The organism is Neobacillus bataviensis (genome assembly GCF_019969725.1).
The window spans coordinates 78043-102524 of sequence record NZ_JAHXYW010000008.1; the positions used below are offsets into that span (position 1 = coordinate 78043).

Consider the following 24482-nt stretch of genomic DNA (forward strand, 5'->3'; position numbering starts at 1 on the left):
TAAGAGAGGAAATCCACTCCCTTAAGGTCTTTTTATTTATGCTTCCACTAATTCTTCTTCCTGCAGCTTTTTTAACCTTTTACGGTAAACAAATTTTGATAAATTGATACTGACTTCGTAAAGCAATAAAAGTGGCAGTGTTACCACAAAGTCAGACATAAAGTCAGGCGGTGTGATGACAACCGCAATAATAATTAAAACGAAATACGCATACTTTCTGATTTTTGCTAACACAAACGGATTGATGATTCCTAATGAAGTTAAGAACATAACCACAACTGGGAGCTCAAACAATACTCCAAAAGGAAGAGTCATATTCATAATAAAACTAAAATACCGTTCTGCAGTAAAATTCGTGACAAACATGCCCTGTCCCATATTCACGAGAAATTCTAAAACCATCGGGTAGATGACAAAATAGCCAAATGCTAGGCCGCTAATAAATAAGAAAAATAATGCCGGCACATAGGATAATGTAATTCTTTGTTCATTCGGTCTTAGCGCAGGCTTTACAAATAACCATATTTGTAATGCTAAAACAGGAATAGTTGCAGCTACGGCCACAACTGTTGCGAGCATAAAATAAATCCACATGATGTCACTTGGTCCAAGAACCTGGAGTTTTTGATCCCCGACAAACCATTTATAAATATCATCAACGTAAATAAAGGCACCGATAAAAAAAACGGCAAAGGCTACTACCGTTATGATAATCCTTTTGCGCAATTCCTCTAAATGGTCTACTAAGTGTAATTCTTTATCTTCCATGTACTTCCCCTGCCAATTTCAATGGTAAATATGATTGAGGTTTATTACGGTTTCACTCATTCATATAGTTATAAATATCGAGAAGAAAAAGGTGCAAGACACATATCTTACACCTTATTTAGACAACTTTTCTTTTTCGTCCTTAATATCTTCCATTACATCTTCTGTTAATTCACGTGTTGATTTTTTAAATTCTTTCAGTGTTTGTCCAAAAGCACGCCCAATCTCTGGAAGTTTCTTTGGTCCGAAAATAATCAGTGCTAACACCAAAATTAAAATTAGTCCTGGAACGCCGATATTCGAAAACATGGAATTACATCCCCTTTAACTTTTGTAATTACTACTACGATTATAGTATTGAAAAATTGATTTGGGTAAATTTTATGCAATATTTCATATTAAATTCACATTATCAAAAAAAATAATGTACTTGTGATAATTACCATTTGCTAAGCTTAAAAAAGCTCTCCTTAGACAATTTAACAATAACCACTTTTATAGTCAATGGCAATTAATTTAATAGAATTTTTTAAATATTTTGTCAACTATCTTTATTTTGCATATAATTTAAGCAGTAGGAACATATACTAATGGAAATTTGTAAGGGAATGGATGTGAGTTGGATGGAATTTTTACTTTGTAGCTTTGACGGAGCCCTGCCAGTGGAAGTAACCATTGACGATGACAATGGTAGATACACCATTCGTAAAAGCGATCGGAGTGGTGAATATTTTAATAGCTCAAAAGAATTAATCGCCTGGGTCAAAGCACATTTCCGTGAAGAAGAATTTTGCCATCCACATGAATTTAGGGGTATGCTTGCAAAAATGACAGAGTATGAAGTAAATGGATCCTATTTTTAAAATAATAGTCAGAAGAAAAGCACCAGCGATGAGCTGATGCTTATTTTTATACTATTCTTTTTTGTCATAAATCCGAAATTCATAATTGTAAGGATTTTTTTCATCCTTAATCCCTTTTTCACAAGAAGTAAGTTCCCACTGTTCAAGATCAAATTCAGGGAAAAAGGTATCCCCGGCAAAATTTTCGTAAATATGGGTGATGTATAGACGGTCTGCATATGGGAAGGTTTCTTTAAATATTTCCGCCCCGCCAATAACAAAAATTTCATCGCTTTGTTCGCGGCAATTTTTAACAAACTCCTCTACTGAGGTAAAAACGGTACACCCTTCGGATTCATATTCTTTTTGACGTGTTATGATGATATTCTCCCGGCCGGGAAGTACCCTGCCAATGGATTCGTGCGTTTTCCTGCCCATGGCAATCGGATGCCCCATCGTAACCCGCTTAAAAAACTTTAAATCCTCTGGCAGGTGCCAAGGCAATTGATTGTCTTTGCCGATTACTCTATTTTCGTCCATGGCGACAATAAATGAAATCAAGAGATGTCCCCCCCTTTATTATTGATAATCACGTTAAACAGCTACCTCTGCTTTAATATGTGGATGCGGGTTATAACCAGTGATTTCAAAATCTTCAAGCTTATAATCAAAAATCGATGAAGGTCTAGTCAGTATCTTTAATTGTGGCAAGGATCGTACTTCACGAGATAATTGTAATTTCGCTTGATCAATGTGATTAAGATACAAATGAACATCTCCGCCTGTAAAAATCAACTCCCCTACTTCAAGGTCACATTGCTGGGCTACCATATGTGTTAACAGGGCGTAACTTGCAATGTTGAAAGGAAGACCTAAGAAGGTATCGACTGATCTTTGCTGCCACATACACGATAGCTTGCCTTCTGCTACATAAAATTGAAAGGCATAATGACAAGGGGGCAGTTTCATATCATCCACTTCACTAACATTCCAGGCATTGACTAGCAGCCGTCTAGAATTTGGGTTCTGTTTAATCTCGTTCACGACCTGTTCAATTTGATCGACAAACTCTCCGTTCTTCTTTTCCCATTTTCGCCATTGGGATCCGTATACTGGGCCAAGCTCTCCATATTTTTCGGAAAACTGCTCATCCTCTATGATTCGTTTCTTGAAATTTTCCATCTCTTGTTCATATACTTTTTTAAATTCCTCATCATTTTGACTTCTTATTCCAAAGTCAGTCATATCAGGTCCTTGGTATTCATCGCTTTCAACCCATTTCTTAAACGGCCATTCATTCCAAATATTATTATTGTGTTCCAGTAAATAACGGATATTGGTGTCCCCTTTTAAAAACCACAATAATTCACTTGCTACCAAACGAAAGGGCACACGTTTCGTTGTTAAGAGCGGGAATCCTTTGCTTAAATCAAATCGGATTTGCCGGCCAAATACTGACAAAGTTCCAGTTCCTGTACGATCCTCTTTTTGCACACCATTTTCTAGTAAATCTTCGAGTAACTCTAAATAATCTCTCATTTAAATATTCCCCTCTGTATGTAATCTTTATTTCATAGATGAGCTCATTTATCATACAAGTATAACACGTTAAAATATGCGCGGAAACTTATAAAAAAATCCTAACATCACAAGATGTTAGGATTTTTAATGAAGGATATAAACCATTACCTATACCGCTTCAACAATGATTGATACGCCCTGCCCACCGCCAACACATAAGGATGCTAATCCAATTTGCTTCTTTTGACGTCTTAATTCATGTAGTAACGTAACCACGATACGAGCACCGGAGCATCCAATTGGGTGGCCTAATGCAATAGCCCCCCCATTAACATTGATAATCTCATCTGGAAGACATAGTTCTTTATTTACGGCGAGTACTTGGGCTGCAAATGCTTCATTTAACTCCGCTAGTTCGATATCCTTAATTGTCAGACCGGCTCTCTCCAGTGCTTTTTGTGTCGCCGGAACGGGTCCTATTCCCATAATAGAAGGAGGAACAGCAGCACTTGCAACAGACCGAATTTTGGCAAGTGGTTTTAAGCCGTATTCCTTAACTGCTTGTTCAGAAGCAACAATGACGGCCGCGGCCCCATCATTTAAACCAGAAGCATTTCCAGCAGTCACTGTTCCATTTTGTTTAAACGCTGGTTTCAAGTTTTGTAATTTTTCTAGATTGGTATTTTTTATATATTCATCTTCTGAAAATAAACTGGTTCCTTGCTTGCTTTTTATCGAAATAGGAATAATTTCATCTTGGAATCTTCCTAGTTCTTGTGCTTGAAGGGCTTTTTTCTGGCTTTCCAAGGCAAAAACATCTTGTTCTTCTCGTGAAATATGATAACGTTCTGCCAAGTTCTCAGCAGTAATCCCCATATGGTATCCTTCTATGGCACAATGAAGTCCATCATGAAAAAGTGCATCGACGGTCTGTAAATCTCCCATTTTCTGTCCCCATCTGGCATTCAGCACCAAATGCGGGACATTGCTCATACTTTCTGTTCCCCCTGCCAACACTACATTTGAATCACCTGCTAAAATTTGATGATAAGCTAATGTAATCGCACGCAATCCAGATGCACATTGTTTATCAATGGTGATTGCAGGTACAGATTCTGGTATGCCAGAATGAATGGCAGCTTGTCTAGCGGGGTTCCCTTTTAATCCTGATTTTAGTACATTACCTAATACTACCTCATCAATACAATCAGGCGTAAGGCCGGAACGCTGCCAAACCTCCTTCACAACAGCTGTTGCCAATTGCACGCCGCTTATATCTTTCAGTGAACCGCCAAAACCACCTATAGGTGTTCTAAGAGCCTCTACTAAGTAAACATTTTGCATTTTCGATCCCCTCATTCAATTGTTTTTTAGAAAAATGGCAGGTTTGGTGAGTATAATAAACTTTAGCCACAGCAAGATTTTCACAAAGAGAACACCTAATTTGATATACAGCTTTGCTCACATGAGGAGTTTCTAACAATGGCAATGCTTCTTTCACGTGTGTTTTACATACCCACATAATCTCACCTCATCATTATATATTTATAGAAATCGATGGTAACGTAATCTCTATCAAGGTTCCTACGTTTACTTTACTTTGATAGGTAATGCTGCCATTGTGTTGTTTTATAATCTTATGACAGATCATTAATCCTAGTCCGGTGCCCTTTTCTTTTAATGTGTAAAATGGCTCACCTAAACGTGGAAGCAGTTCTTCAGGTATCCCGCATCCCTGATCTTGAAAGGAGATCATGCACGTTCCATCCTTGCCTTTTCTTAAATGGATGAGAATTTCTCCCCCTCCACCCATTGCCTCTATGGCGTTCTTTATTACATTTATAAATACCTGTTTTAATTGGTTTTTTTCACAAGTTATAAATATAGGAGATTCTTCCACAACCAGTTTATATTGAATATTATTCATTAAAAACTGAGGTTCTAGAATATCTAGCGTATTCTCAATGATATCTCTAGCATCCATTCGGATTAGCTGGACAGCTTGAGGTTTTCCCAAAGAAAGAAGCTCACTTGTAATCGTTTCAATTCTTTCCAGTTCGCTTAAGAGCAATTCACTGTACTCTGTCGAATTATTTTCATTCTTATTTAGTTGAACAAACCCTTTTATGGTTGTCAGAGGATTTCGAATTTCATGCGCGATCCCGGCGGCTAATTCACCAACGACTGATAATTTTTCAGTCCGCAAAATGATTTCTTCAGATTTTTTACGTTCAGATATATCCCGGCTGATCATGACGAAATGTTTAATGGAATCCTTTTCGCCCTTTACAGGCATACAACGGGTTTCTACTTCGATCCAATCCCCATTTTTATGTTGGAAACGGAATTCAATCAATTGAGATTCTTTATTTTCCAACATCCCATCCCATATATTTCTTAACCTGCCAACATCATCATGATGGATAAAAGCAGATAATTCTCTTCCTTCCAGCTCTGATTCTTGGTAACCTAAAACATACTCATGAGAAGGGGAAAAGTAACGAATAACATATTCTTTATCCATTATTGATATAAGGTCTAAAGTATTTTCAGCGATTAATCGATAGTTTGATTCACTTTCCTCTACTTTCTTATACATATATGATAACTGGTAATTTAAACGATGCAGCTTGACATACGACTCAATTAGTAAGGCACCAATGACTACACCGACCACCATAAATAGCAAATACTCAAAATGAAAGAGGAGATTATCATTAAATAGGTGAAAATAGGTTACATAAAGAACATACATGCACACAAAAGCACCAAATAAATAGGAAACTCGTTTTATTGGTGTAAAACGAGAAATAAAAATATGAAGGATAGAAAAGCCCGCCATGACGATTGAAAAACCAATAATGGCTTGGTACCACTGACCACCCACAAAAAGTCGTGCAAGCAAAACAATTCCACCAGTAATTATTCCAGCCAATGGACCAAGGTAGGCAAAAACAAGTGTGACAGTGGCATATCGCAGATCATAAGCATATCCTTGATGCTTTATTGATAGCAAAACTAGGATAATTGTAAAAATTCCAGCATAAAATCCGACCCAGAGTCGAACTTGGTTAAGTGGCTTATGATTGGTGTATGATCTAACAACAAGAGGCATTATTACAAATAGGCAAAAAATTGAGAGATTCACAATGTAGTTAAAAAAAATCAAGCTTATTCCCACCTATCCAGCAGTATTGAAAACACTTACAGACCGCTTGTTATGTTTGGATTCGCTTACATAAATGCCAAGAATCTGTGAGTGTTTTCAATATATTAAACACTATTAGTTCGATCTTTCTTCTAACCAATCACCAATTTTTGGATAAGTAATTTTTGAAGCTTTACTACCAAAAGCAATGGACGTATGCCCTACTGGTAAATTAATATATTGTTTGTCTTTGCTGGAAATACGGTCCATTAATGCTTTTACTTGATGCGGCTGGGCAATATTATCGATTTCGCCTGATAAATTGAGCACATTAGCAGTGATTGTTTCAAGTTTAACCTGTCGGCCACGGATCACGAGTTCCCCTTTAATCAGCTTATTTTTTTGATAGAAGTCCCTAATCCACTGGCGATAAGCTTCCCCAGGGAAAGGGATCCCGTCGTTTAGCCATTTTTGCAAAAGTTTAAAGTTTCTTACAAAGCCTTCATCTTCAGCTCTATCGAAAAGGCTGACATATGGTCCGTAAATGTTGGCCATTGGTTTGAGCATCTTGTTTCCAAAGTCAATCATTTCAGGAGGGATATTTCCAAGAGTTTGGACCACCTTATCGATATCAAAATATTGCTCATCAAGCATCGCACCGAATAGGCCTGTCTCTTCAAAATCGAATGGAGTGGTCATAAAAACAAGGTTTCGAATGGGCAATTCAGGGTGGAGTGCTGCAAATATGGATGTAATCGTTCCTCCCATACAATACCCGAGTATGGACAATTCCTTCGCCTTTGATTTTCGTAAAACTTTACGAACGGCACGTGGGATGTGGTCCATAATATAATCATCTAATTTCATATTTCGATCTTCATAACCTGGTGTTCCCCATTCAAGAAGATAGACATCAAAACCACGATTAACCAAATACTCTACTAAACTGTTTCCTTTTGTTAAATCCATAAGATAGGGTTTATTTATCAATGCATAAATTAATAGAATTGGAACTTGATGTTTTTTAGGATGTTCAGATACATATCGGTAAAGCTTTGTTTTATTCCTTGTCCAAATCAATTCCTTTGGGGATAGGCCTACTTCGGGTTCAGCATCCGATGTTAAAACTTGATTGAACTTTTTTACACGCTTATACATCTGTTGAAACTCCTCAGGTATCGTTTGTAAAATCATTTCATATTCTTTAGACAATAGATCATTCATGACTCCACCCCCTTAAAGGTTTCCTTTTGTATTCGTTTCTTTTAATGGATTTAAAATAGTTATGATCTGATTCAATTTGGTATCAAGATTCTTCATATCCTTTTTTAAATGCGCCAATTCACGTTGCAGTTCCACTGTTTCTCTTTGATTATCATTGGACTCTTGGATAAACTCTTCTAAATCATCCACTTTAGCATCGATATTGACAATTTGTGAGGAAATATGAGTAAGGTCATTTCTAGATGGCAGATTGAGAAATTCATAATATTGTTTTGTGGTTTCATTCAACATTTTTTTGAATTGAAGATTCATCTCAATCATTTGTCCCATTCCTTGTGCGGGAAATTCCTTTGTTATTTGGTCATCCACCAGATTGCTAAACTGTGAATAATACTCTTTCCAAATTTCATAAAAATTTAAGGGTTGAATCATTGTTACTCCTCCTATTGACTAAATATTTTTTTATTGAAAAGGATTTTACAGTGGAATATTTCCGTGCTTTTTTTTCGGTCTAGACTCTTTTTTTGTTTCGAGCATTTCTAAAGATTGTTTCAGAACTTTCCTTGTATCTCTAGGATCAATCACATCATCAACCATTCCATGTGCGGCTGCCACAAAAGGATTGGCAAACTTATGGCGGTATTCTTCAATTTTTTCCGAACGAGTAGCTGCTGGATTACTGCTCTCGTTTATCTCTTTTGCAAAAATAATACTCGCTGCTCCTTCGGGACCCATTACGGCTACTTCCGCATTCGGCCAAGCGTAGACAATGTCCGCGCCAATCGCTTTTGAATTCATTGCCACATAGGCTCCGCCAAATGCTTTTCTCAATATGACCGTTATTTTTGGCACGGTTGCTTCCGAATAAGCGTAGAGAATTTTTGCCCCATGTCGAATGATTCCGCCGTGCTCCTGAGTAACCCCTGGGAAAAAACCCGTTACATCTTCAAAAGTAATAATTGGTATATTAAAAGAATCACAGAATCTAATGAATCTAGAGGTTTTATCAGAAGAGTTAATATCCAGCCCTCCAGCCATAACTTTAGGCTGATTGGCCACAATACCAACGCTTTTTCCATCTATACGCCCAAAACCAACAACAATATTTTTGGCGTAATCTTTTTGAATTTCCATGAAATCACCGTGATCAAGAACTTGCTCTATCACCTTACGAATGTCATATACTTTTGTCCCATTGAGTGGAACCAAATCAAGCAAATCATCTCTCCAGTCACTCTCTTCGCAATATGTCATTGACTTCGGCTGTTCCGTATTATTTTGAGGTAAAAAGGAAATCAATCGTCTTACTTCTTCCAATATCTCGGGTTCAGATTGGCTGGTAAAGTGTGCACAACCACTAATGGACGAATGAACCTTTGCCCCCCCAAGATCCTCTGCGGAAATTTTCTCGCCGGTAACCGTTTCTATGACCTTCGGACCTGTAATAAACATCTGGCTGGTTTCTTCCACCATAAACACAAAATCCGTGATGGCAGGTGAATAGACTGCCCCTCCTGCACAAGGTCCCATAATCACAGATATTTGCGGTATTACCCCTGAATAAATGGAATTTCGATAAAATATCTGGCCGTATCCGTCCAAAGATACGACACCTTCTTGAATTCTAGCCCCGCCTGAATCATTTAAGCCAATAACCGGCGCCCCATTTTTGGCTGCTAAATCCATAATTTTGCAAATTTTTGTTGCATGCATCTCTCCTAATGCACCACCAAAAACGGTGAAGTCTTGAGCAAAAACATAGACAAGACGGCCATGAATTTTCCCATACCCCGTGACGACACCTTCGCCAGGGCTTTCTAGTTTATCCATTCCGAAGTTGGTTGCACGGTGCTGAATGAAAGGATTTAATTCAACAAAAGAATCCTCGTCCAGCAATAAATCAATTCGTTCCCGGGCAGTTAGTTTCCCGCGATTATGCTGCGTATCGATTCGCTCGTCACCGCCGCCAAGCTCGATCTTACTTTTTCGATCCCAAAGATCATAAATCTTTTCATAAACTGTACTCATGGGTTTCTTTACTTCCTCTCTACTCGAACATGTTAGGATGTCCTTTTAACTAAGAAAAGCGGCTGTCCATATTCGACAAGTTGACCATTTTCGACAAGTACCTCAACGATCTCTCCGTCCATTTCTGCTTCAATTTCATTAAACAATTTCATGGCTTCTAAAATACAGACAACAGTTGATTTCTCAACTTTTTCACCTACTTTCACAAATGGAGGGGCATCCTCACCTGGTGCTATGTAAAAAGTGCCGACCATTGGAGAGACAATTTTTGAAACCTTTTTGTTATCTTCCTTTTTCTCAGAACTATGAACCTTTTCTAGAGTATCTGTTGTAGCTGCTACTTGAACTTGTGCCTTTGATATCTCAGCAATCACGTGATTAGACTGCTTCCTGGCAGGGGGGATTTCCTGAGAAACCACAGAATTTGCCCCCACACTTCTACAGAGCATAATTTTTGAATTACCTTCTTCGATTTCGAGAACTTCTATTGTCGAATTATCGACTAGTTTAATCATTTCTCTGATTTCCTGAATTTTAAACATTTTTCTCTCTCCTAAATAATAGTTTTCTAGAGGAATCAAACCTCTATTTTCAACGGATTGGTCTCAAGAAATTTTGTATTAAATTGTCCCTTTATAAAGGATTCATTTTCTAGTAATTTCTGATGGAAGGGAATGGTTGTTTTAATTCCTTCTATGACAAATTCATCTAGCGCCCTTTTCATCCGCCCGATGGCTTCTTCCCGATTTTTCCCCCAGACAATCACTTTTGCAGCCATCGAATCATAGAAAGGGGAAATTTCACAACCTGGATAGACAGCACTATCTACACGTACTCCATATCCCCCTGGAGGTAGATACATTTCGACTTTTCCTGGTGAAGGCATAAAATTCTTTGCCGGATTTTCAGCATTGATCCGGCATTCAATGGCCCAGCCATTGATTTTGATATCCTCCTGTCCAAAAGACAAAGGATACCCCGCTGCTACTAGAATCTGTTCCTTTATTAAATCAATGCCTGTAATCATTTCAGTCACTGGATGTTCTACTTGGATCCGTGTATTCATTTCCATGAAATAGAACTGGCTGTTTTTATCTAAAAGGAATTCAACCGTACCTGCCCCGTGGTAATTGACAGCTTTGGCGGCAGCGATTGCGGCAGAACCCATTTGTTCACGAACCTCCTGCAAAAGGGCTGGTGACGGGGCTTCCTCAACAAGTTTTTGATGGCGTCTTTGAATAGAACAGTCTCTCTCCCCTAAATAAACGACATTCCCAAGCTTGTCACCAATAATTTGAATCTCAACATGACGTGGTTCCTCAATGTATTTCTCAAGATAAACCCCCGCGTTTCCAAATGCCGTTTCGGCCTCTTTCTGTGCTTGACGAACAGCCTTTCTTAATTCCGCTTCATCCTCAGCAACTCTCATTCCTTTGCCGCCGCCGCCAGCAGTGGCTTTAACAATGACAGGGAAGCCTATATCCTTTGATATCGTTACTGCTTCTTCGAGATCTTCAATTAGTCCGTCTGTTCCTGGAACGGTTAGTACACCCACACTTTTCATCGTCTCTCTTGCAACCGCTTTATCCCCCATCTTTCTAATTGCTTCCGCTTCGGGACCAATAAATGAAATATTATTATCCAAGCAAATTTCAGCAAAACTAGCATTTTCCGCTAAAAAACCATACCCGGGGTGGATTGCATCGACATTCTTCGATAAAGCTACGCTGATTATATTCCCAATATTCAAATAACTCTTTGCAGATGAAGTGGGACCAATACAATAGGCTTCATCCGCCATTTTCACATGAAGGGCTTCACGATCACTTTCAGAATAAACTGCAACCGTTGATATCCCTATTTCCTTGCACGCCCTAATGACACGTACAGCGATTTCTCCCCGATTAGCAATAAGAACCTTTTTAAACATGTACAAGTTCCTTTCAATAGTAATTATAAGAGAGGTCTTTTCAATCCATCTCATCTAAATGCTAGATATTTTAATTGATAGTTTCATTATTTAGATTATCTTCGCTTCTCTGCAAAGAAGCTCTGCCAGCTCAGAAACTTGTGCTTTGATATTCCCATTCAGGATTCGGCCTGGGCCTTTCTCCGGGGGGAAAAATGTCTCAGTAGAAATCGTCTTTACCTCTAAAACGTCATAAATATTTAAATCATCAATCTCTATCAACTCAATGGGTTTTGATTTCATCGTTTCCTGTATTGTTGGATAACGTGGTTCCTTTAAAATTTGCTGGGATGTAACCAATACCGGAAGGGAAACCTGGACAATCTCTTTATCACCTTCAGCGTCACGCTCAATTATCGCTGTATTTCCATCAATCTTCAGATTTGTAATTGCCGTCACTTGTGGGATATTTAGTTCTTCTGCAAGGCGTGGTCCAATTTGCCCGCTGCCATAATCAAGCCCCACGTTCCCCACAAAAATGATGTCATATTCCCGATTTTTTATAATAGTAGAAAGAATTTTGGCTGTGCAATATTCATCAATATTCAAATCCTCACTATTAACCAAAACCGCGTTATTTACACCGCGTGCAAGCGCTGAGTGCAATGCATCCTTTGCCCGCTCTGAGCCTACTGTGATAACCGTTACTTCACCACCATGTGCTTCCCGTAATTGAATCGCCTTTTCAATTAAATATTCATCATATGGATTTGTAATAAATGTTACCCCTTCTTCCTTAACCATTCCGAATTGGAGCACAATATTCTCATCTATATCAAATGTTTGTTTTATCAAAACTAAAATTTTCATTATTTTGTATTCCCTTCAAAGAAAACTGCCTTGATGGCAGGATTGCTTCAAACGTCCCAGAAACTTTTACTTCGCCAAGACTGTTTACCGCCTGTACTTCTCCCACTACTATGTTATCAGCCTTTTTTTCTATCACTCTGCCAACAATTTCGATAGTTTCTCCAGGATACGTCATTTTACTAAAACGTACTTGTATTCTCTTAATATTTTTTCGTGATAACCATGTTGTAACCCCTTGGGATGCCATTCCCATGATTAACATTCCGTGAGCAATAATGCCTGTGCCAGCTTGTTTCCCGGCCTCTTCTACCGTATGGAGTGGATTAAAATCCCCGGATGCTCCTGCAAATTTCACGAGCTGCACCCGTGAAATCGGATCTTTTTTCATGACTGGGAATGAGTCTCCTACTTGCAAATCTTCATAATACATGATTGGTTCCGCTCCTCTCATCAGATACAATTTAATGACGATGAATTAAAGTAATTTTAGCAATGGCCACTAATTCGCCATTTTGATTCGTATATCGAGTTTCTTCCGTAATAAAATCCATTCCGCCAGAAGAACCGATTTTTGTATCTGCTCGAATAATTTTACTCGTTACTTGAAGCTCATCTCCTGCATAAATATCGCCAAGATATTCATACTCTTGTTCACCATGCAATATTTTTTCTGGATTTAATTTTAATTCCGCCATTTTTTCTTGAAAGCCATAGCCTCCATGGTAATCAATGACTTGCAAAAACGTTAACGGAACGGGAATACCTTCATAGCCTGCTGCTTTTGCTGCCTCCATACTGAAAAAAATGGGATTATCATCACCGATCGCTTTCGCTAATTCTTTTATTTTTCCTTTTTCCACTGACATGCTATATGGCTCTAGTTCAATACCTAGTAAATCATTCACATTTGACAAGTCCATTCACCTCTTTATTAAAAAATTTGACTTTCACTATGATTTAAGGAGATTGCCAGCAATAACAAGTCTCTGAATCTCTTGTGTACCTTCATAGATTTGGGTGATTTTAGCATCTCTCATATAGCGTTCAACCGGATACTCTCTTGTGTAGCCATAACCGCCTAATACTTGGACAGCCTCGACTGCTACTTCCATGGCAGTATCTCCTGCAAACAGTTTGGACATCGCAGAATGAAGTCCGTATGGAATGCCTTGATCCTCACGCCACGCAGCTTGATAAGTCAATAGACGGGCAGCTTCTATTTTTGTGGACATATCGGCTAATTTGAATTGAATTGCTTGAAGAGAGCTAATCGATTTGCCAAATTGGACGCGATCCTTCGCATATGCCAACGCATTATCAAACGCGCCTTGAGCAATTCCCACCGCTTGAGCAGCAACTCCGTTACGGCCGCCGTCGAGGGTCATCATGGCAATCTTGAACCCTTCACCCACTTGCCCTAAAAGATTTTCCATTGGAACACGGCAGTCCTCAAAAATGACTTCCGTAGTTGCTGAAGAGCGAATGCCCATCTTCTTCTCTTTTTTTCCAACGGAGAAACCTGGAAAGCCCTTTTCCACAATAAATGCAGCAATACCTTTATGCTTTAGTTCTGGGTTAGTCTGGGCGAAGACGATATAAACGTCCGCATAGCCTCCATTTGTAATAAATATCTTCGAACCGTTAAGGATCCACTCATCCCCTTTAAATACAGCCGTTGTTCTCATCCCGCTGGAATCTGAACCGGATCCAGGCTCCGTCAAACAATAGGCCCCCATACTTCTTCCTTCCGCCATAGCCCGTAAATATTTTTGCTTTTGCTCCTCGGTTCCGAACTTGTAAACTGGCCATCCTGCTAACGATGTATGGGCAGCGAGTGTAGTTCCGATAGACGCATCCACCCGAGAAAGCTCCTCCAAAGCGATCACATAACTCAAATAATCCGCACCAGCACCACCATATTGCTCTGGCCAAGGAATTCCGCATAAGCCAAGTTCGGACATTTTGTGCCAAATCTTAATGTCAAAATATTCTTCTTCATCTCGCTCTGCAGCAGTAGGTTCAACTTCATTAATAGCAAATTCTCGCACCATTTTTTGCATCATTTGATGTTCATCAGATAATAGAAAGTTCATAATTAGTCCCCTTATTATTTTGTATTTTTAACAACACCCATCCTTTTATTTAAGGAATGATGATGTTGATTTACACTTTTTGCTCGATAAGCTTTCGGGTATAGATGGTTACCCATTTCCTTGGCAGCAGTCCAACAGATTTAGCCATTAGTTTATTTTTAAAGCCTGGAATGATCACAGTTTTATTCTTCATTAACCCTTCAAAGCCGCACCTGGCAACTATTTTCGGATCCATCAAGTTTTTAATGAAGATTTTTGTCCCTGTATCAGCTAATCCTTCTGTGAGCGGAGTTTTGGTGGAAGGGGGGCATAATGCACAAACTTGAACCCCGGTTCCTTTCAATTCTTCCGCAATGGCTTCCGTAAAGAATAGGACATATGACTTGCTGGCCCCATACATCGACATCCGTGGAGTTGGCTGAAAAGCCGCTGTTGACGCCACGTTTAAAATTTTCCCATGTTTGCGTTTCACCATGTTATCCGCGATTAGCCGGGTTAAATACGTGAGCGAAATCATATTTAGCTGCAAGTATTCCATTTCTTTTTTTATATCCAATTCCGTCATTAACCCTAAACCGCCAGACCCGGCATTATTAATCAAAATATCAATGTCGATTCCTTCTTTTTTTATGTATTGATATAATCTTTCTACCGTGGTTTGGCTGCTTAAATCTCCGGCAAATGTATTCACTTCAATCCCATATTTGGTAATTAAAAGCTCAGCTTGCTGTTCCAACAAATTTGCATCTCTGGCAACCAATACTAAGTTATATCGGTGTTCTGCAAATATATTTGCAAATTCCAACCCGATCCCTTTTGAAGCTCCTGTTATTAAAACCGTTTCAGTTGTCATTTATTGTTACTTCCTCCTAATCTTTTAGATAAGAATATTTTAAATTTTTAAAATCTTATTATGATTATACTTATAAGTTTTAATGAAATAAAATTAAAGTTTTTAATTTACAAATCATTATTACTAATAAATCAACAGGAACTGACCAAAAAAAAGAGAAGCCTCCTCATCAAATGATGACGCCGGACTTCTCTTTTTTTCTAAATCTATCTATTAAAATTTAGTCACATCAACAGGTTCAATTCCTTCAGCCGCGCAATGGTCATAATATCTTTTCAGGAATGATTCCCAATTGTCTCTAGCCAGAATTTCTCCATTCTCGCCAATATAGTCTAAAGTTCCTTCCACAATATTGAAGGTAATAACATCCTCATCCCCTACAGCCGTAGGTGTATGCTTAGAGCCAGCTGGTTCATAAACCATGTCACCAGGTTTAGAGATCCATGACTCCTCGAGATATCTCCAAGTCCCTTGAACTGTATAAACAATAACTGTTCCAGGATGGAAATGGGCTGGGAGCTGCATTTTCGCTGGAACATATAATAACGTAATCGTCTGTCCAGTCACAGGGTTTGCTTTAAGTAATTTAAATTTCGCATCTCCAAAATAAGGAATCCAAGGCAATTCATCCACACTAACATTACCTGCATGATAGGCTGCTACTTCTTTCACATCTTTTACATTACTCATTATATTACCCTCTTCCATTATTTTTTAAATTCGCACGATGTTAACGCTTTCACTAGAAAGCTAATTTACTAGTTCGAATTTATTAATTTCAGTATATTTGTAATTATCAGTTAAGTAAAATTGATATTTTTAATTTTCAAATAAGTTTAATTAATTTACAGAATCAAGATATCTGAATGAAAGTTACTTAGCTCCAAGTCCACCATCAATACCCAATATATTTCCATTACAATAATCAGAAGATGTAGAAGCAAAGTAAATAACAGCTCCAGCTAAATCATTATCTCCGCCCAATCTCCTTGAAGGAGTCTTTGTTCCTTCCCCGCCCAATTTATTTGCAAGTGTGCCTTCTATTTGCGGATCATTCATTCCAGTAGTCATTATTCCAGGTGCAATAGCATTCACAGTTAGTCCATGGCGAGCCCACTTGACAGCAAGATCCTTTGTTAAAGTGTTAACGGCACCTTTACTTGCTGCGTATCCTACGGAGTCTACTACTTCTGGGTCCGTACCCCTGGTTGCGACTGTTGAGGAAATGTTAATGATTTTTCCGTATTTGTTGTCAATCATATGCCTTCCAACAGCCTGACACATTAAGAATGTTCCTGTTACATTTGTATCGATCATTGCTTGCCATTCTTTTAAAGGCATCTCCGTCGAAGGGATTTCATAAGCTACTCCACTTGCGTTGACTAAAATGTCAATCTTTCCATAATGAGAAATAACTTTCTCCACCGCTTGTGCAACAGAGTCTGGATTTGTTACATCTAATGCCAGGGCAAAAGCTTGTCCTCCTAATGTTTCGATTTCTGTCACGACATTCTCGCAAACCTCTAAACGACGTGAACCAACTGCAACATTTGCTCCAGCATCTGCAAGTGCCAAGGCCATTTGACGCCCTAATCCGCTGCCTCCTCCAGTAACGATTGCTGTCTTTCCTGTTAAATCAAATAATTTGTTCAATGACATTTTAGATTTCCTCCCGAAGTTAGAATATTCAAAGATTTTTAAATCTTATTGATATTGATTATACTAATAAATTATAATTAAATAAAATTAAAGATTTTAATTTGTATGTAAGTATTACTAATATTCAAAAAGGGGAACATTCATGAACATTGAACAATTACTCTATATCGTTGAAGTAGCAAAATACAGTTCTCTGTCTATTGCTGCACAGAATCTACACGTGACTCAATCCACGATCAGTCAGTCGATAACCAACTTAGAAAAAGAGCTGGGGATTAAAGTTCTTAAACGGTCACGGGGACATGGTGCGGTCCCAACCGATGATGGTAGAATCATCCTAAAACTTGCCTATGAAGTACAAAAAAAACTTGAGGAAATTAAAGAAACAGCTAACATATTAAACTCCACAGAAGAGGGGGACCTTAAAATATCATCATTACCCGGATTGATGTCTTTCCTGGTAAAAGCAATTGCAGCCTTTAGACATGATTATCCACACGTGAATTTAGAAGTAGCAGATAAAAGTGGCTCAGCTGTCATTGAAGATGTCAGGCAGCATAAGACCGACATCGGACTGATTACTTATTCAAATGATTTGAATATTAACATGGAAGGAATTGCTTTCGAAGCGCTCATTGAAGGGAAGCAGAAAGTATATGTATCTAAGCACTCTCCTTTAGCTTTTCTTGGTACCGTAGCACCAAATGATATACTTGATCAAACTCTCGTTACATATAAAGGTGAATTAATGCAGTATTTTGTTCAAGATTTCTTTAACAAATATAAGCCTATGAAAATCCTATTTACATCAAATAATATGGATGGAGTTCTTCAAGCTATCAATGAAAATTTGGCCATTACCTTTGCTCCTGATTTCGTAATGAAAAACTATCCGCCTGTCATCAATGGTGATATCATTCCAATCGATTTGATAAATCATCAGACTGTAAATATTTCGTTAGGGTTAGTTCGAGCAGAGAATAAACATTTGTCTTCTTATGCCAACAAATATATTCAGTATTTAAAATCAGAAATTATTAAGAACTAAATAAAAAAGGAGAGGCTTTGTCGTCTAAGTTAGACGAAGAAGCTTCTCTTTTTTTTAATCTTATACTTGTTCTCGTATCCTATTTAACGATTACCCTGAGTACAAGTCAAATTGGAACTGACCGTAAAGGAAGCCTCTGTCTTCTCTTTTACTTCGTCAAGAGTCACACCTTCTTGAGTTTCCACAAGAACCATTCCCTCCGGAGCAAAATCGAATACAGCTAAATCCGTTATCAGACGATGCACAACCTTTTGTCCAGTCAATGGAAGGGTACAGTTTTTTTTGATTTTGGATTCATTATACTTATTGGTGTGTTCCATAATGACTACAATTCTTTTGGCACCATGGACAAGATCCATCGCTCCACCCATTCCTTTGACCATTTTTCCAGGAATCATCCAATTTGCAAGGTCACCTTGTTCGGAAACCTCCATACCGCCAAGGATTGCTAGGTCAATATGTCCTCCACGAATCATGGCAAATGATTCAGCACTATCAAAGAAAGATCCACCGTTTACCGCGGTAACCGTTTCTTTCCCTGCATTTATAAGATCAGGATCTTCCAATCCTTCGACTGGATAAGGTCCGATACCAAGCAACCCATTTTCAGATTGCAACAATACATGAACATCTTTCGGGATTTCGTTTGCTAGTAAAGTAGGCATTCCAATTCCTAGATTCACGTTCATCCCATTTTGTATCTCTTGAACGGCACGCTTAATGATTTTTGTCCTACTATCCATCTTATTTATCCTCCTGAAAAATTGGTTTTTCATTTTTGCCGTAAAGTTACCCAATATAAGTCCGTTAAGTAGTTATGACTGTTCGGCGTTCAATTCTTTTTACATAATTTTTTCCTTCCAATATCCGTTGAACATAAATACCAGGAGTATGAATCAGATCCGGTTCAAGCTTACCCACCTCAACCATTTCCTCCACTTCGGCAATCGTAGTCCTGCCTGCCATTGCTGCAAGTGGATTAAAATTTCTCGCCGTCTTTCGGTAAACAAGATTTCCTAACTGGTCGCCTTTCCAAGCCTTAACGAAGGCAAAATCTCCAACAATTCCTTCCTCAAGAAGATGCGGTCTGCCATTAAATAATCGTTGTTCTTTGCCCTCTGCGATTGTTGTACCAACGCCGGTCGGAGTATAGAATCCAGGGATGCCAGCACCTCCGGCCCGAATTCTTTCCGCGAGTGTCCCTTGGGGTACCAGCTCTACTTCCAATTCTCCACTTAAAAATTGCTTTTCAAAGATCTTGTTCTCACCTACATAGCTCGCCACCATTTTCTTAATCTGCTTATTGGCAAGCAGAAGTCCCAGGCCCCAATCATCAACCCCGCAATTGTTACTGACAATTGTTAAGTCCTTTGTTCCTTTTTCCCTTAATGCCAAAATCAGATTTTCAGGAATGCCCGATAATCCAAACCCACCGACAATGATGGTTGCACCATCTTGAATATCTTGAATCGCTTCATTAAAATCTGTGATTACTTTTCCTTGCCCAGCCATTTTGTTCACTCCCTACAATATTTACTAAATTATTTGAATTTTTATTTTATGATTCCGATTATACTCATAAGTAATAATTAAATAAAATTAAAATTTTTAATCTGCAAGTTACTCACACTTATATAAAGAATAATTGAAAAATAATTAAGGACCTCCTGAATGAGGAGGCCCTCTTACCTATCTATTCAAAAACTTACTCAATCTTCCACTTCAGTATGATCATCACCGTAAGTCTCGGTCATCTTATCCTGACAACTCCAGCACTTACTCCGGTTTCGCTCCATAATGGCTAACTCTTCATGACAATATACACAACGATCAATTTCACAAACTGAGGTTTTATCTTTACACATACTTCTTACCCTCCTTGATTTATCTATTCATCCTACATAATCGCTTGTTCCTCAGGTTTAACTGTTGTTTGGCTTTGTTTTGCGGGACGCACAATCGTCCAAAACAATAATCCGGTTACGAACATAATCAAAGAAGTAACCTGAAATCCATAGCCATATCCAATTGCCTCGGTTCCGGCATACTGGATTAGATACCCAAATACTAATGGAGCAATTATACTGGTCGAACTAGAAAGAGCCACGTAGGTTCCTTGTGCTTTTCCAATATTTTTGGGAGAAAAGAAATCCATCAACATTGCGGGTGCGAGTGTAAGGATAACAATACCAAAACCTGGCGCAAGGATGAAGAACAGGATAGAGATAGAACTTGAACTCAATGCATTGGCAAGATATAAACAAATAGCGGATAGCACCATCGTTATACCTGCCACATTTATTCTTGCTTTACGAATATCTCCAGATTTACGATAAAGTCGGTCTGATAATAAGGCGAATCCAATTTGGCAAAGAGCAGCGAAAAGAAAAGGTAGAGATACGGCTAATTTTAATGTTTTTCCATCAAAATGTTGAACTTTAGTGAAGTAAGCAGGAAACCAAACCGCTTGAACGGACAATAACCAATAGGCACAACCGGCACACAAAACGGTAAAAATAAAATTTTTAGAAAAAAGATACGGAAGAAACTGACGCCAAGAAACTTTCGAATGAATTAATGAGTGCTTTTCCTCTTGCTCAAATGCAGGCAACCCTATTTCTTTAGGACTTTCTTTTCCGAAAATCAACCATAAAATCGCTACAATCAGTCCAACTAACCCCATTGCTATAAAAGCCGATCTCCATCCATATCCGTTAATCAAAGAGATCAATAATGGAGAAGCAATAGCAGGCCCGATTGTCGCTCCAAAGAGAACAGCGCCAAACCCTATTCCATGTCTGTGATTAGGGAACCATTTTCCTATTATAGAGGTTGAAATAGCAACGGCTGGACCTTCACCTGCACCCAAGACCATTCTTGTCATCACGAGCAGAGACAGACTGGAAACAAAAGGTGTGGCAAATTGAACAAGCAACCATACAAACGAGATCCATGTAAACATTTTTTTCGTATTTTTGGTATCGGCCATGCCTCCAAGAATAAAAGAAGCAAATGTAAAGAACCAAAAGAAAGAACTTCCAACAATACCCCATTGTGAAGGACTTAAATGCAACTCTTTCATTAACGGAACCGAAACCAAACCAATGATAATTTTATCAACTTGGTTGATCATACCAGAAGCTACTAGAATTAATAATATAATCCATGAATATTTTGGTGTCTTCAAATAAAATCTCCCCTTCTTTGCTACCTCATTTTCTATGCAATTCCACCAGCCGTTTTATCACGTACGGGAATGCCACCGCGTCCCGCTTTACCTGTTTTCTCATCAATAAACATTGCGAAATCGGGTGCAATTTCCCTCCCATTTGGCATTGTGAGCCACAATCTTAATAAATGACGTTTGCGCTCGGGTTCTTCATGGTCTTCGTATACAGTACGTGAATGAAGTACCGTATAATTATTAACAAATTGCATATCACCTGGTTCCATCATCATATCGATATGCATGTTTTTATCATGAAGGAGGGAATCCACTAAGTCATAGGCTTCCAATTCAACTTTTGACAAATAGCGGCCAGTTTTCGCTTGTGCCGATTCAACATATCCCCTGTTATATCTGCAGCTTAATTTACCTTTGTAATAACTAAAGACCGGTGATGAATATACAGGAGATTCTCCCGGTGCTTCCTCACCACGGCGATCCAAGAAGTATGGACAATAGAGAATTCCAAGAAACTCTGGGTATTTTTCAAGTATTTCATTATAAACGGCCATCGAACTTACGATACTACTGAAACCTCCGGATTTAGCTTTTCGAAGACTTAATAATCCTACAACATCAGATCCATCTGGGTGAAATGGAAGATGTGCATTGGTTTGGTAACCGCGTACATTTGAATTATTTATATCAAGACCTTGGTCAATGACATGCCCTAAAAGATCCCCTTTTGCGTTTTGCGTTACTGGAATACCCAAGTGAACTCCTAGACCCCAATAAATGATGCTTGCTTCTTCGTCTGTATACCTTTCCATTGGTAATCCTCGAATTAATAGGAAACCTCTCCCATTTTCCAGCTCATCAATAAAGTAAGCGATTTCATTTAAAAGTTCAGGAATAGGGAAGTCCTCTTTTTTAAAATCAGGAGCTTTTAAACCTTGTTGTTTTACATGATATAATGCGTTCTCGAGAGCTGCAATCGTTCTTTCTGACAAATAGTAAATCCATGAATCATCTTTTGTCAGATCAATACCTTTCCACGCTACTGGTCCTTGAATTTTTTCCCTTAAAATGGACGGCACAGATACTCCCCCTTCGTTTTCTACTAAAAGTGACTCGTTCTCTCTTAAAAAAGCATTTTCATAAAATTATTACTTATTTATTGAATTTCCCCCCTTCATTTCCATGGAAGCGCTTTAAATAACTTTCTGACTGTATTAATTGTTATTATGTTAATTATATTCATAATTTTCAGTTAAAAAAAATTAAACATTTTAATTTACAAGTAAGTATTACTAATATACAAAAAAACAGTTCATGCATGTAGATTGGAAAATGACAACATAAAATCATATTAAAATAATTTAATTACAAATTAAAAACTTTAATTTTATATAAATCTTATTTATAGGTAGAATCAAAAATAGAAATGAGTAAATATTCAAAAAAATAATTTTTCTAGTAGTGAAATAGAAACAGGAGGATGAATATGGACTTAAAGTTAACAGGGAAAAAAGCACTTATTGTTGGAGGAAGCCGAGGGATTGGTAAAGCGGTTGCCCGCCAGTTGGCACTGGAAGGTGTAGATTGTACAATTTGTTCAAGAAACGAATCCTCTTTAAAGATAACAGCAGAGGAATTGGCAGAAGAAACAAACAGAAATATCTATCCGATCGTGGCAGATACCACGGATCCGGACTCTATCCTAAATTTAGTTGAAAAGTCAGCAGCAGCGATGGGAAGCATTGATATTTTAATCAACAGCGGCGCCCGTGTTGGCGGCCACGAACCAGAGGATTTTAACAGTATTAAAGATGAACTTATTTTGAAAGATTTTGAAGAAAAGTATATGGGCTATTTTCGTTCTATCCGGGCTGTCGCTCCTTATATGATTAAAAATAATTGGGGACGAATAATTAATATTAGTGGTTTAGCTGCGAGAATTGGTGGTAATTATTTTAGTTCCGGACCGCGTAATGCATCTGTTGTCCATATGACAAAATCCGCCTCATTGGAATTAGGAAAGCATGGGATCAACGTTAATGCAGTGTACCCAGGAATTGTAGATACGGAAACGTTTAGAGGCCGGGTCACAAATGAGGAAGCTATACGTCAGGTAGAATCATTAAATTCCCTCGGCCGTTTGATTACTTCAGAGGAAATTGCTTATGTGGTTACCTTCCTAGCATCACCTTTGGCGGCATCCATTACCGGCGATGTCATTTCCGTAACTGGCGGAATTGGAAATACCGTTTATTATTAAATAAGCAGGATTACTATAGTTATCTATTTTGGTAGATTTAAAAAACGAGCCTCACAAGATCTGAGGCTCGTTTAAATTTGAACTTTTCTATTTCAATCTATCTCTACTTTATTTTTTAGGAAACTCAAGAACTTGTCGATTTTAGAAACAGAAGATTCAATGTTCTTGGAGAAAATAGCCATGTGTCCAAAATAGCCGTGGACCATTCCAGGTTCACATTCATATTCAACATGAACGCCAAATTTTCTCAGACGTTTAGCATAGGCCATCCCTTCATCGCGAAGCACATCATTTTCCGCTGTGATCACCAATGCAGTCGGTAGGCCCCCTAAATCTTCAGCGACCAATGGGGATGCATATTCATTATGTCTGTCTACTTCGTTTCTTAAATAATGATCGCGAAACCAAACCAACTGTTCACGATCCAGACCGTATCCTTTTGCAAAGATTTGATGGGATTCCGTATTGAACTCAAGGTTTGTCGGAGGATAGATTAAGATCTGTGCAGAAATGTTAGGCCCTTTTCTGTCTCTCGACATCATCGAAACTACTGTTGCTAGATTTCCTCCAACGCTATCCCCTCCGACTATCAATCGAGAAACATCTCCGTTAAAGGAGGCCGCTTTTTTATAGACCCATTCCAATGCCGCATATGCGTCTTCGACGGGAGTAGGGAACTTATACTCTGGAGCAAGACGATAGTTTACGGATACAACAATACTTTCAGTTCGATTAGCTATCATTCGGCAGCTTGCATCCGTTGATTCAATGTCTCCCAGTACCCATCCTCCACCATGGTAATAAATAAATAGAGGAAAAGGACCTTGCCCCTGCGGTATATATACCCTGCATTTGATTGTTTCATCTTGGCTTACCGGAATCTTAAAATCCTCTACCTTTGAAAGCAGTTCTAATTTCACTGCAGGACGCGGGGCTTTCGAAAGCACCTCTCTTACTGTCCTAGGCTCCATTTTATGAATAGGCGGCATCTGATTAAATGCTAGTAAATATTTTTCTGCTTGCGGATCTAAATTTGCCAAGAAACATCATCCTCACTTCATATTTTTTTAATTAA

At 38.4% G+C, this 24482-nt stretch carries 26 protein-coding genes; 3 read left to right on the forward strand and 23 right to left on the reverse strand.

The window, feature by feature from the left end; all coding sequences use genetic code 11:
- Nucleotides 1-36 precede the first annotated feature (36 nt).
- A complete protein-coding gene (tatC, locus tag LC455_RS19650; RefSeq protein WP_223593262.1) occupies nt 37-768 on the reverse strand; it encodes a twin-arginine translocase subunit TatC in 732 nt (243 codons plus the stop codon).
- A 114-nt stretch (nt 769-882) separates the two neighbouring features.
- Complete coding sequence (gene tatA / locus LC455_RS19655; protein WP_223593263.1) at nt 883-1077, reverse strand: twin-arginine translocase TatA/TatE family subunit; 195 nt, start codon at nt 1075-1077, stop codon at nt 883-885.
- A gap of 281 nt (nt 1078-1358) precedes the next feature.
- Between tatA and LC455_RS19660 the strand changes: the two genes are divergently transcribed.
- Nucleotides 1359-1631 (forward strand): hypothetical protein, encoded by a 273-nt coding sequence (locus tag LC455_RS19660; protein WP_440446413.1) that lies wholly within the window; start codon nt 1359-1361, stop codon nt 1629-1631.
- A gap of 51 nt (nt 1632-1682) precedes the next feature.
- On the opposite strand, the gene LC455_RS19665 is transcribed toward LC455_RS19660, so the two are convergent.
- From LC455_RS19665 to LC455_RS19740, 16 genes are all read right to left on the reverse strand, one after another.
- Nucleotides 1683-2150 carry a dihydrofolate reductase gene (locus tag LC455_RS19665; protein ID WP_440446415.1) on the reverse strand — a complete coding sequence of 156 codons (468 nt, stop codon included), beginning with the start codon at nt 2148-2150 and terminating at the stop codon, nt 1683-1685.
- Between the two features lie 54 nt (nt 2151-2204).
- Nucleotides 2205-3149 (reverse strand): thymidylate synthase, encoded by a 945-nt coding sequence (locus tag LC455_RS19670; RefSeq protein WP_223593267.1) that lies wholly within the window; start codon nt 3147-3149, stop codon nt 2205-2207.
- A 150-nt stretch (nt 3150-3299) separates the two neighbouring features.
- Nucleotides 3300-4475: a thiolase family protein gene (locus LC455_RS19675; RefSeq protein ID WP_223593268.1), complete on the reverse strand. Its 1176-nt coding sequence runs from the start codon at nt 4473-4475 to the stop codon at nt 3300-3302.
- Between the two features lie 193 nt (nt 4476-4668).
- Nucleotides 4669-6300, reverse strand: a complete 1632-nt coding sequence (locus tag LC455_RS19680; RefSeq protein WP_223593270.1) for an ATP-binding protein — start codon at nt 6298-6300, stop codon at nt 4669-4671.
- A 114-nt stretch (nt 6301-6414) separates the two neighbouring features.
- Nucleotides 6415-7503 carry a class III poly(R)-hydroxyalkanoic acid synthase subunit PhaC gene (phaC, locus tag LC455_RS19685; protein ID WP_223593272.1) on the reverse strand — a complete coding sequence of 363 codons (1089 nt, stop codon included), beginning with the start codon at nt 7501-7503 and terminating at the stop codon, nt 6415-6417.
- Between the two features lie 12 nt (nt 7504-7515).
- Nucleotides 7516-7935 (reverse strand): hypothetical protein, encoded by a 420-nt coding sequence (locus LC455_RS19690; RefSeq protein ID WP_223593274.1) that lies wholly within the window; start codon nt 7933-7935, stop codon nt 7516-7518.
- A gap of 45 nt (nt 7936-7980) precedes the next feature.
- Complete coding sequence (locus LC455_RS19695; RefSeq protein WP_223593275.1) at nt 7981-9531, reverse strand: acyl-CoA carboxylase subunit beta; 1551 nt, start codon at nt 9529-9531, stop codon at nt 7981-7983.
- A gap of 32 nt (nt 9532-9563) precedes the next feature.
- Entirely contained in the window at nt 9564-10073 is a 510-nt protein-coding gene (accB, locus tag LC455_RS19700) for an acetyl-CoA carboxylase biotin carboxyl carrier protein (RefSeq protein ID WP_223593277.1), read from the reverse strand.
- Nucleotides 10074-10108: 35 nt separating this feature from the next.
- Nucleotides 10109-11461, reverse strand: coding sequence for an acetyl-CoA carboxylase biotin carboxylase subunit (gene accC / locus LC455_RS19705; RefSeq protein ID WP_223593279.1), 1353 nt, complete (start codon nt 11459-11461; stop codon nt 10109-10111).
- A gap of 90 nt (nt 11462-11551) precedes the next feature.
- The gene (locus LC455_RS19710) at nt 11552-12310 is read right to left on the reverse strand and encodes an electron transfer flavoprotein subunit beta/FixA family protein (protein ID WP_223593281.1); all 759 of its coding nucleotides are present in this window, start codon (nt 12308-12310) and stop codon (nt 11552-11554) included.
- Entirely contained in the window at nt 12276-12740 is a 465-nt protein-coding gene (locus LC455_RS19715) for a MaoC family dehydratase (RefSeq protein WP_223593283.1), read from the reverse strand. The genes LC455_RS19710 and LC455_RS19715 overlap by 35 nt, the downstream gene beginning before the upstream one ends.
- 31 nt (nt 12741-12771) lie before the next feature.
- Nucleotides 12772-13215: a MaoC family dehydratase N-terminal domain-containing protein gene (locus LC455_RS19720; RefSeq protein ID WP_223593518.1), complete on the reverse strand. Its 444-nt coding sequence runs from the start codon at nt 13213-13215 to the stop codon at nt 12772-12774.
- A 45-nt stretch (nt 13216-13260) separates the two neighbouring features.
- Entirely contained in the window at nt 13261-14403 is a 1143-nt protein-coding gene (locus LC455_RS19725; protein ID WP_223593285.1) for an acyl-CoA dehydrogenase, read from the reverse strand.
- Nucleotides 14404-14473: 70 nt separating this feature from the next.
- The gene (locus tag LC455_RS19730; protein ID WP_223593286.1) at nt 14474-15256 is read right to left on the reverse strand and encodes an SDR family NAD(P)-dependent oxidoreductase; all 783 of its coding nucleotides are present in this window, start codon (nt 15254-15256) and stop codon (nt 14474-14476) included.
- Nucleotides 15257-15469: 213 nt separating this feature from the next.
- Nucleotides 15470-15946 carry a 2,4'-dihydroxyacetophenone dioxygenase family protein gene (locus LC455_RS19735; RefSeq protein ID WP_223593288.1) on the reverse strand — a complete coding sequence of 159 codons (477 nt, stop codon included), beginning with the start codon at nt 15944-15946 and terminating at the stop codon, nt 15470-15472.
- 183 nt (nt 15947-16129) lie between these two features.
- Nucleotides 16130-16915, reverse strand: a complete 786-nt coding sequence (locus LC455_RS19740) for an SDR family NAD(P)-dependent oxidoreductase (RefSeq protein ID WP_223593290.1) — start codon at nt 16913-16915, stop codon at nt 16130-16132.
- Between the two features lie 142 nt (nt 16916-17057).
- Between LC455_RS19740 and LC455_RS19745 the strand changes: the two genes are divergently transcribed.
- Nucleotides 17058-17963: a LysR family transcriptional regulator gene (locus LC455_RS19745; protein ID WP_223593292.1), complete on the forward strand. Its 906-nt coding sequence runs from the start codon at nt 17058-17060 to the stop codon at nt 17961-17963.
- A gap of 83 nt (nt 17964-18046) precedes the next feature.
- On the opposite strand, the gene LC455_RS19750 is transcribed toward LC455_RS19745, so the two are convergent.
- From LC455_RS19750 to LC455_RS19765, 4 genes are all read right to left on the reverse strand, one after another.
- Nucleotides 18047-18706, reverse strand: coding sequence for a 3-oxoacid CoA-transferase subunit B (locus tag LC455_RS19750; RefSeq protein WP_223593294.1), 660 nt, complete (start codon nt 18704-18706; stop codon nt 18047-18049).
- Nucleotides 18707-18770: 64 nt separating this feature from the next.
- On the reverse strand, nt 18771-19475 hold the full coding sequence (locus LC455_RS19755; protein ID WP_223593296.1) for a CoA transferase subunit A: 705 nt from the start codon (nt 19473-19475) through the stop codon (nt 18771-18773).
- A 385-nt stretch (nt 19476-19860) separates the two neighbouring features.
- On the reverse strand, nt 19861-21150 hold the full coding sequence (locus LC455_RS19760) for an MFS transporter (protein ID WP_223593298.1): 1290 nt from the start codon (nt 21148-21150) through the stop codon (nt 19861-19863).
- Nucleotides 21151-21182: 32 nt separating this feature from the next.
- On the reverse strand, nt 21183-22226 hold the full coding sequence (locus LC455_RS19765) for a TauD/TfdA family dioxygenase (protein WP_223593299.1): 1044 nt from the start codon (nt 22224-22226) through the stop codon (nt 21183-21185).
- A 407-nt stretch (nt 22227-22633) separates the two neighbouring features.
- Between LC455_RS19765 and LC455_RS19770 the strand changes: the two genes are divergently transcribed.
- Complete coding sequence (locus tag LC455_RS19770; protein ID WP_223593300.1) at nt 22634-23407, forward strand: SDR family NAD(P)-dependent oxidoreductase; 774 nt, start codon at nt 22634-22636, stop codon at nt 23405-23407.
- Between the two features lie 92 nt (nt 23408-23499).
- Here the strand turns inward: LC455_RS19770 and LC455_RS19775 are convergent, their stop codons facing one another.
- Entirely contained in the window at nt 23500-24447 is a 948-nt protein-coding gene (locus LC455_RS19775; protein ID WP_223593301.1) for an alpha/beta hydrolase, read from the reverse strand.
- Nucleotides 24448-24482: the final 35 nt, after the last annotated feature.

Bases quoted from the DNA above. Each gene is read 5' to 3' on its own strand.
- LC455_RS19690 (WP_223593274.1), bottom strand. From the start codon at position 7,935: ATGATTCAACCCTTAAATTTTTATGAAATTTGGAAAGAGTATTATTCA.
- LC455_RS19735 (WP_223593288.1), bottom strand. From the start codon at position 15,946: ATGAGTAATGTAAAAGATGTGAAAGAAGTAGCAGCCTATCATGCAGGT.
- tatC (WP_223593262.1), bottom strand. From the start codon at position 768: ATGGAAGATAAAGAATTACACTTAGTAGACCATTTAGAGGAATTGCGC.
- LC455_RS19695 (WP_223593275.1), bottom strand. From the start codon at position 9,531: ATGAGTACAGTTTATGAAAAGATTTATGATCTTTGGGATCGAAAAAGT.
- LC455_RS19770 (WP_223593300.1), top strand. From the start codon at position 22,634: ATGGACTTAAAGTTAACAGGGAAAAAAGCACTTATTGTTGGAGGAAGC.
- LC455_RS19675 (WP_223593268.1), bottom strand. From the start codon at position 4,475: ATGCAAAATGTTTACTTAGTAGAGGCTCTTAGAACACCTATAGGTGGT.
- phaC (WP_223593272.1), bottom strand. From the start codon at position 7,503: ATGAATGATCTATTGTCTAAAGAATATGAAATGATTTTACAAACGATA.
- LC455_RS19660 (WP_440446413.1), top strand. From the start codon at position 1,359: ATGGAAATTTGTAAGGGAATGGATGTGAGTTGGATGGAATTTTTACTT.
- LC455_RS19670 (WP_223593267.1), bottom strand. From the start codon at position 3,149: ATGAGAGATTATTTAGAGTTACTCGAAGATTTACTAGAAAATGGTGTG.
- LC455_RS19730 (WP_223593286.1), bottom strand. From the start codon at position 15,256: ATGACAACTGAAACGGTTTTAATAACAGGAGCTTCAAAAGGGATCGGG.
- LC455_RS19710 (WP_223593281.1), bottom strand. From the start codon at position 12,310: ATGAAAATTTTAGTTTTGATAAAACAAACATTTGATATAGATGAGAAT.
- accB (WP_223593277.1), bottom strand. From the start codon at position 10,073: ATGTTTAAAATTCAGGAAATCAGAGAAATGATTAAACTAGTCGATAAT.
- LC455_RS19665 (WP_440446415.1), bottom strand. From the start codon at position 2,150: ATGGACGAAAATAGAGTAATCGGCAAAGACAATCAATTGCCTTGGCAC.
- LC455_RS19715 (WP_223593283.1), bottom strand. From the start codon at position 12,740: ATGTATTATGAAGATTTGCAAGTAGGAGACTCATTCCCAGTCATGAAA.
- tatA (WP_223593263.1), bottom strand. From the start codon at position 1,077: ATGTTTTCGAATATCGGCGTTCCAGGACTAATTTTAATTTTGGTGTTA.
- LC455_RS19740 (WP_223593290.1), bottom strand. From the start codon at position 16,915: ATGTCATTGAACAAATTATTTGATTTAACAGGAAAGACAGCAATCGTT.
- LC455_RS19755 (WP_223593296.1), bottom strand. From the start codon at position 19,475: ATGGCTGGGCAAGGAAAAGTAATCACAGATTTTAATGAAGCGATTCAA.
- LC455_RS19725 (WP_223593285.1), bottom strand. From the start codon at position 14,403: ATGAACTTTCTATTATCTGATGAACATCAAATGATGCAAAAAATGGTG.
- LC455_RS19750 (WP_223593294.1), bottom strand. From the start codon at position 18,706: ATGGATAGTAGGACAAAAATCATTAAGCGTGCCGTTCAAGAGATACAA.
- LC455_RS19745 (WP_223593292.1), top strand. From the start codon at position 17,058: ATGAACATTGAACAATTACTCTATATCGTTGAAGTAGCAAAATACAGT.
- accC (WP_223593279.1), bottom strand. From the start codon at position 11,461: ATGTTTAAAAAGGTTCTTATTGCTAATCGGGGAGAAATCGCTGTACGT.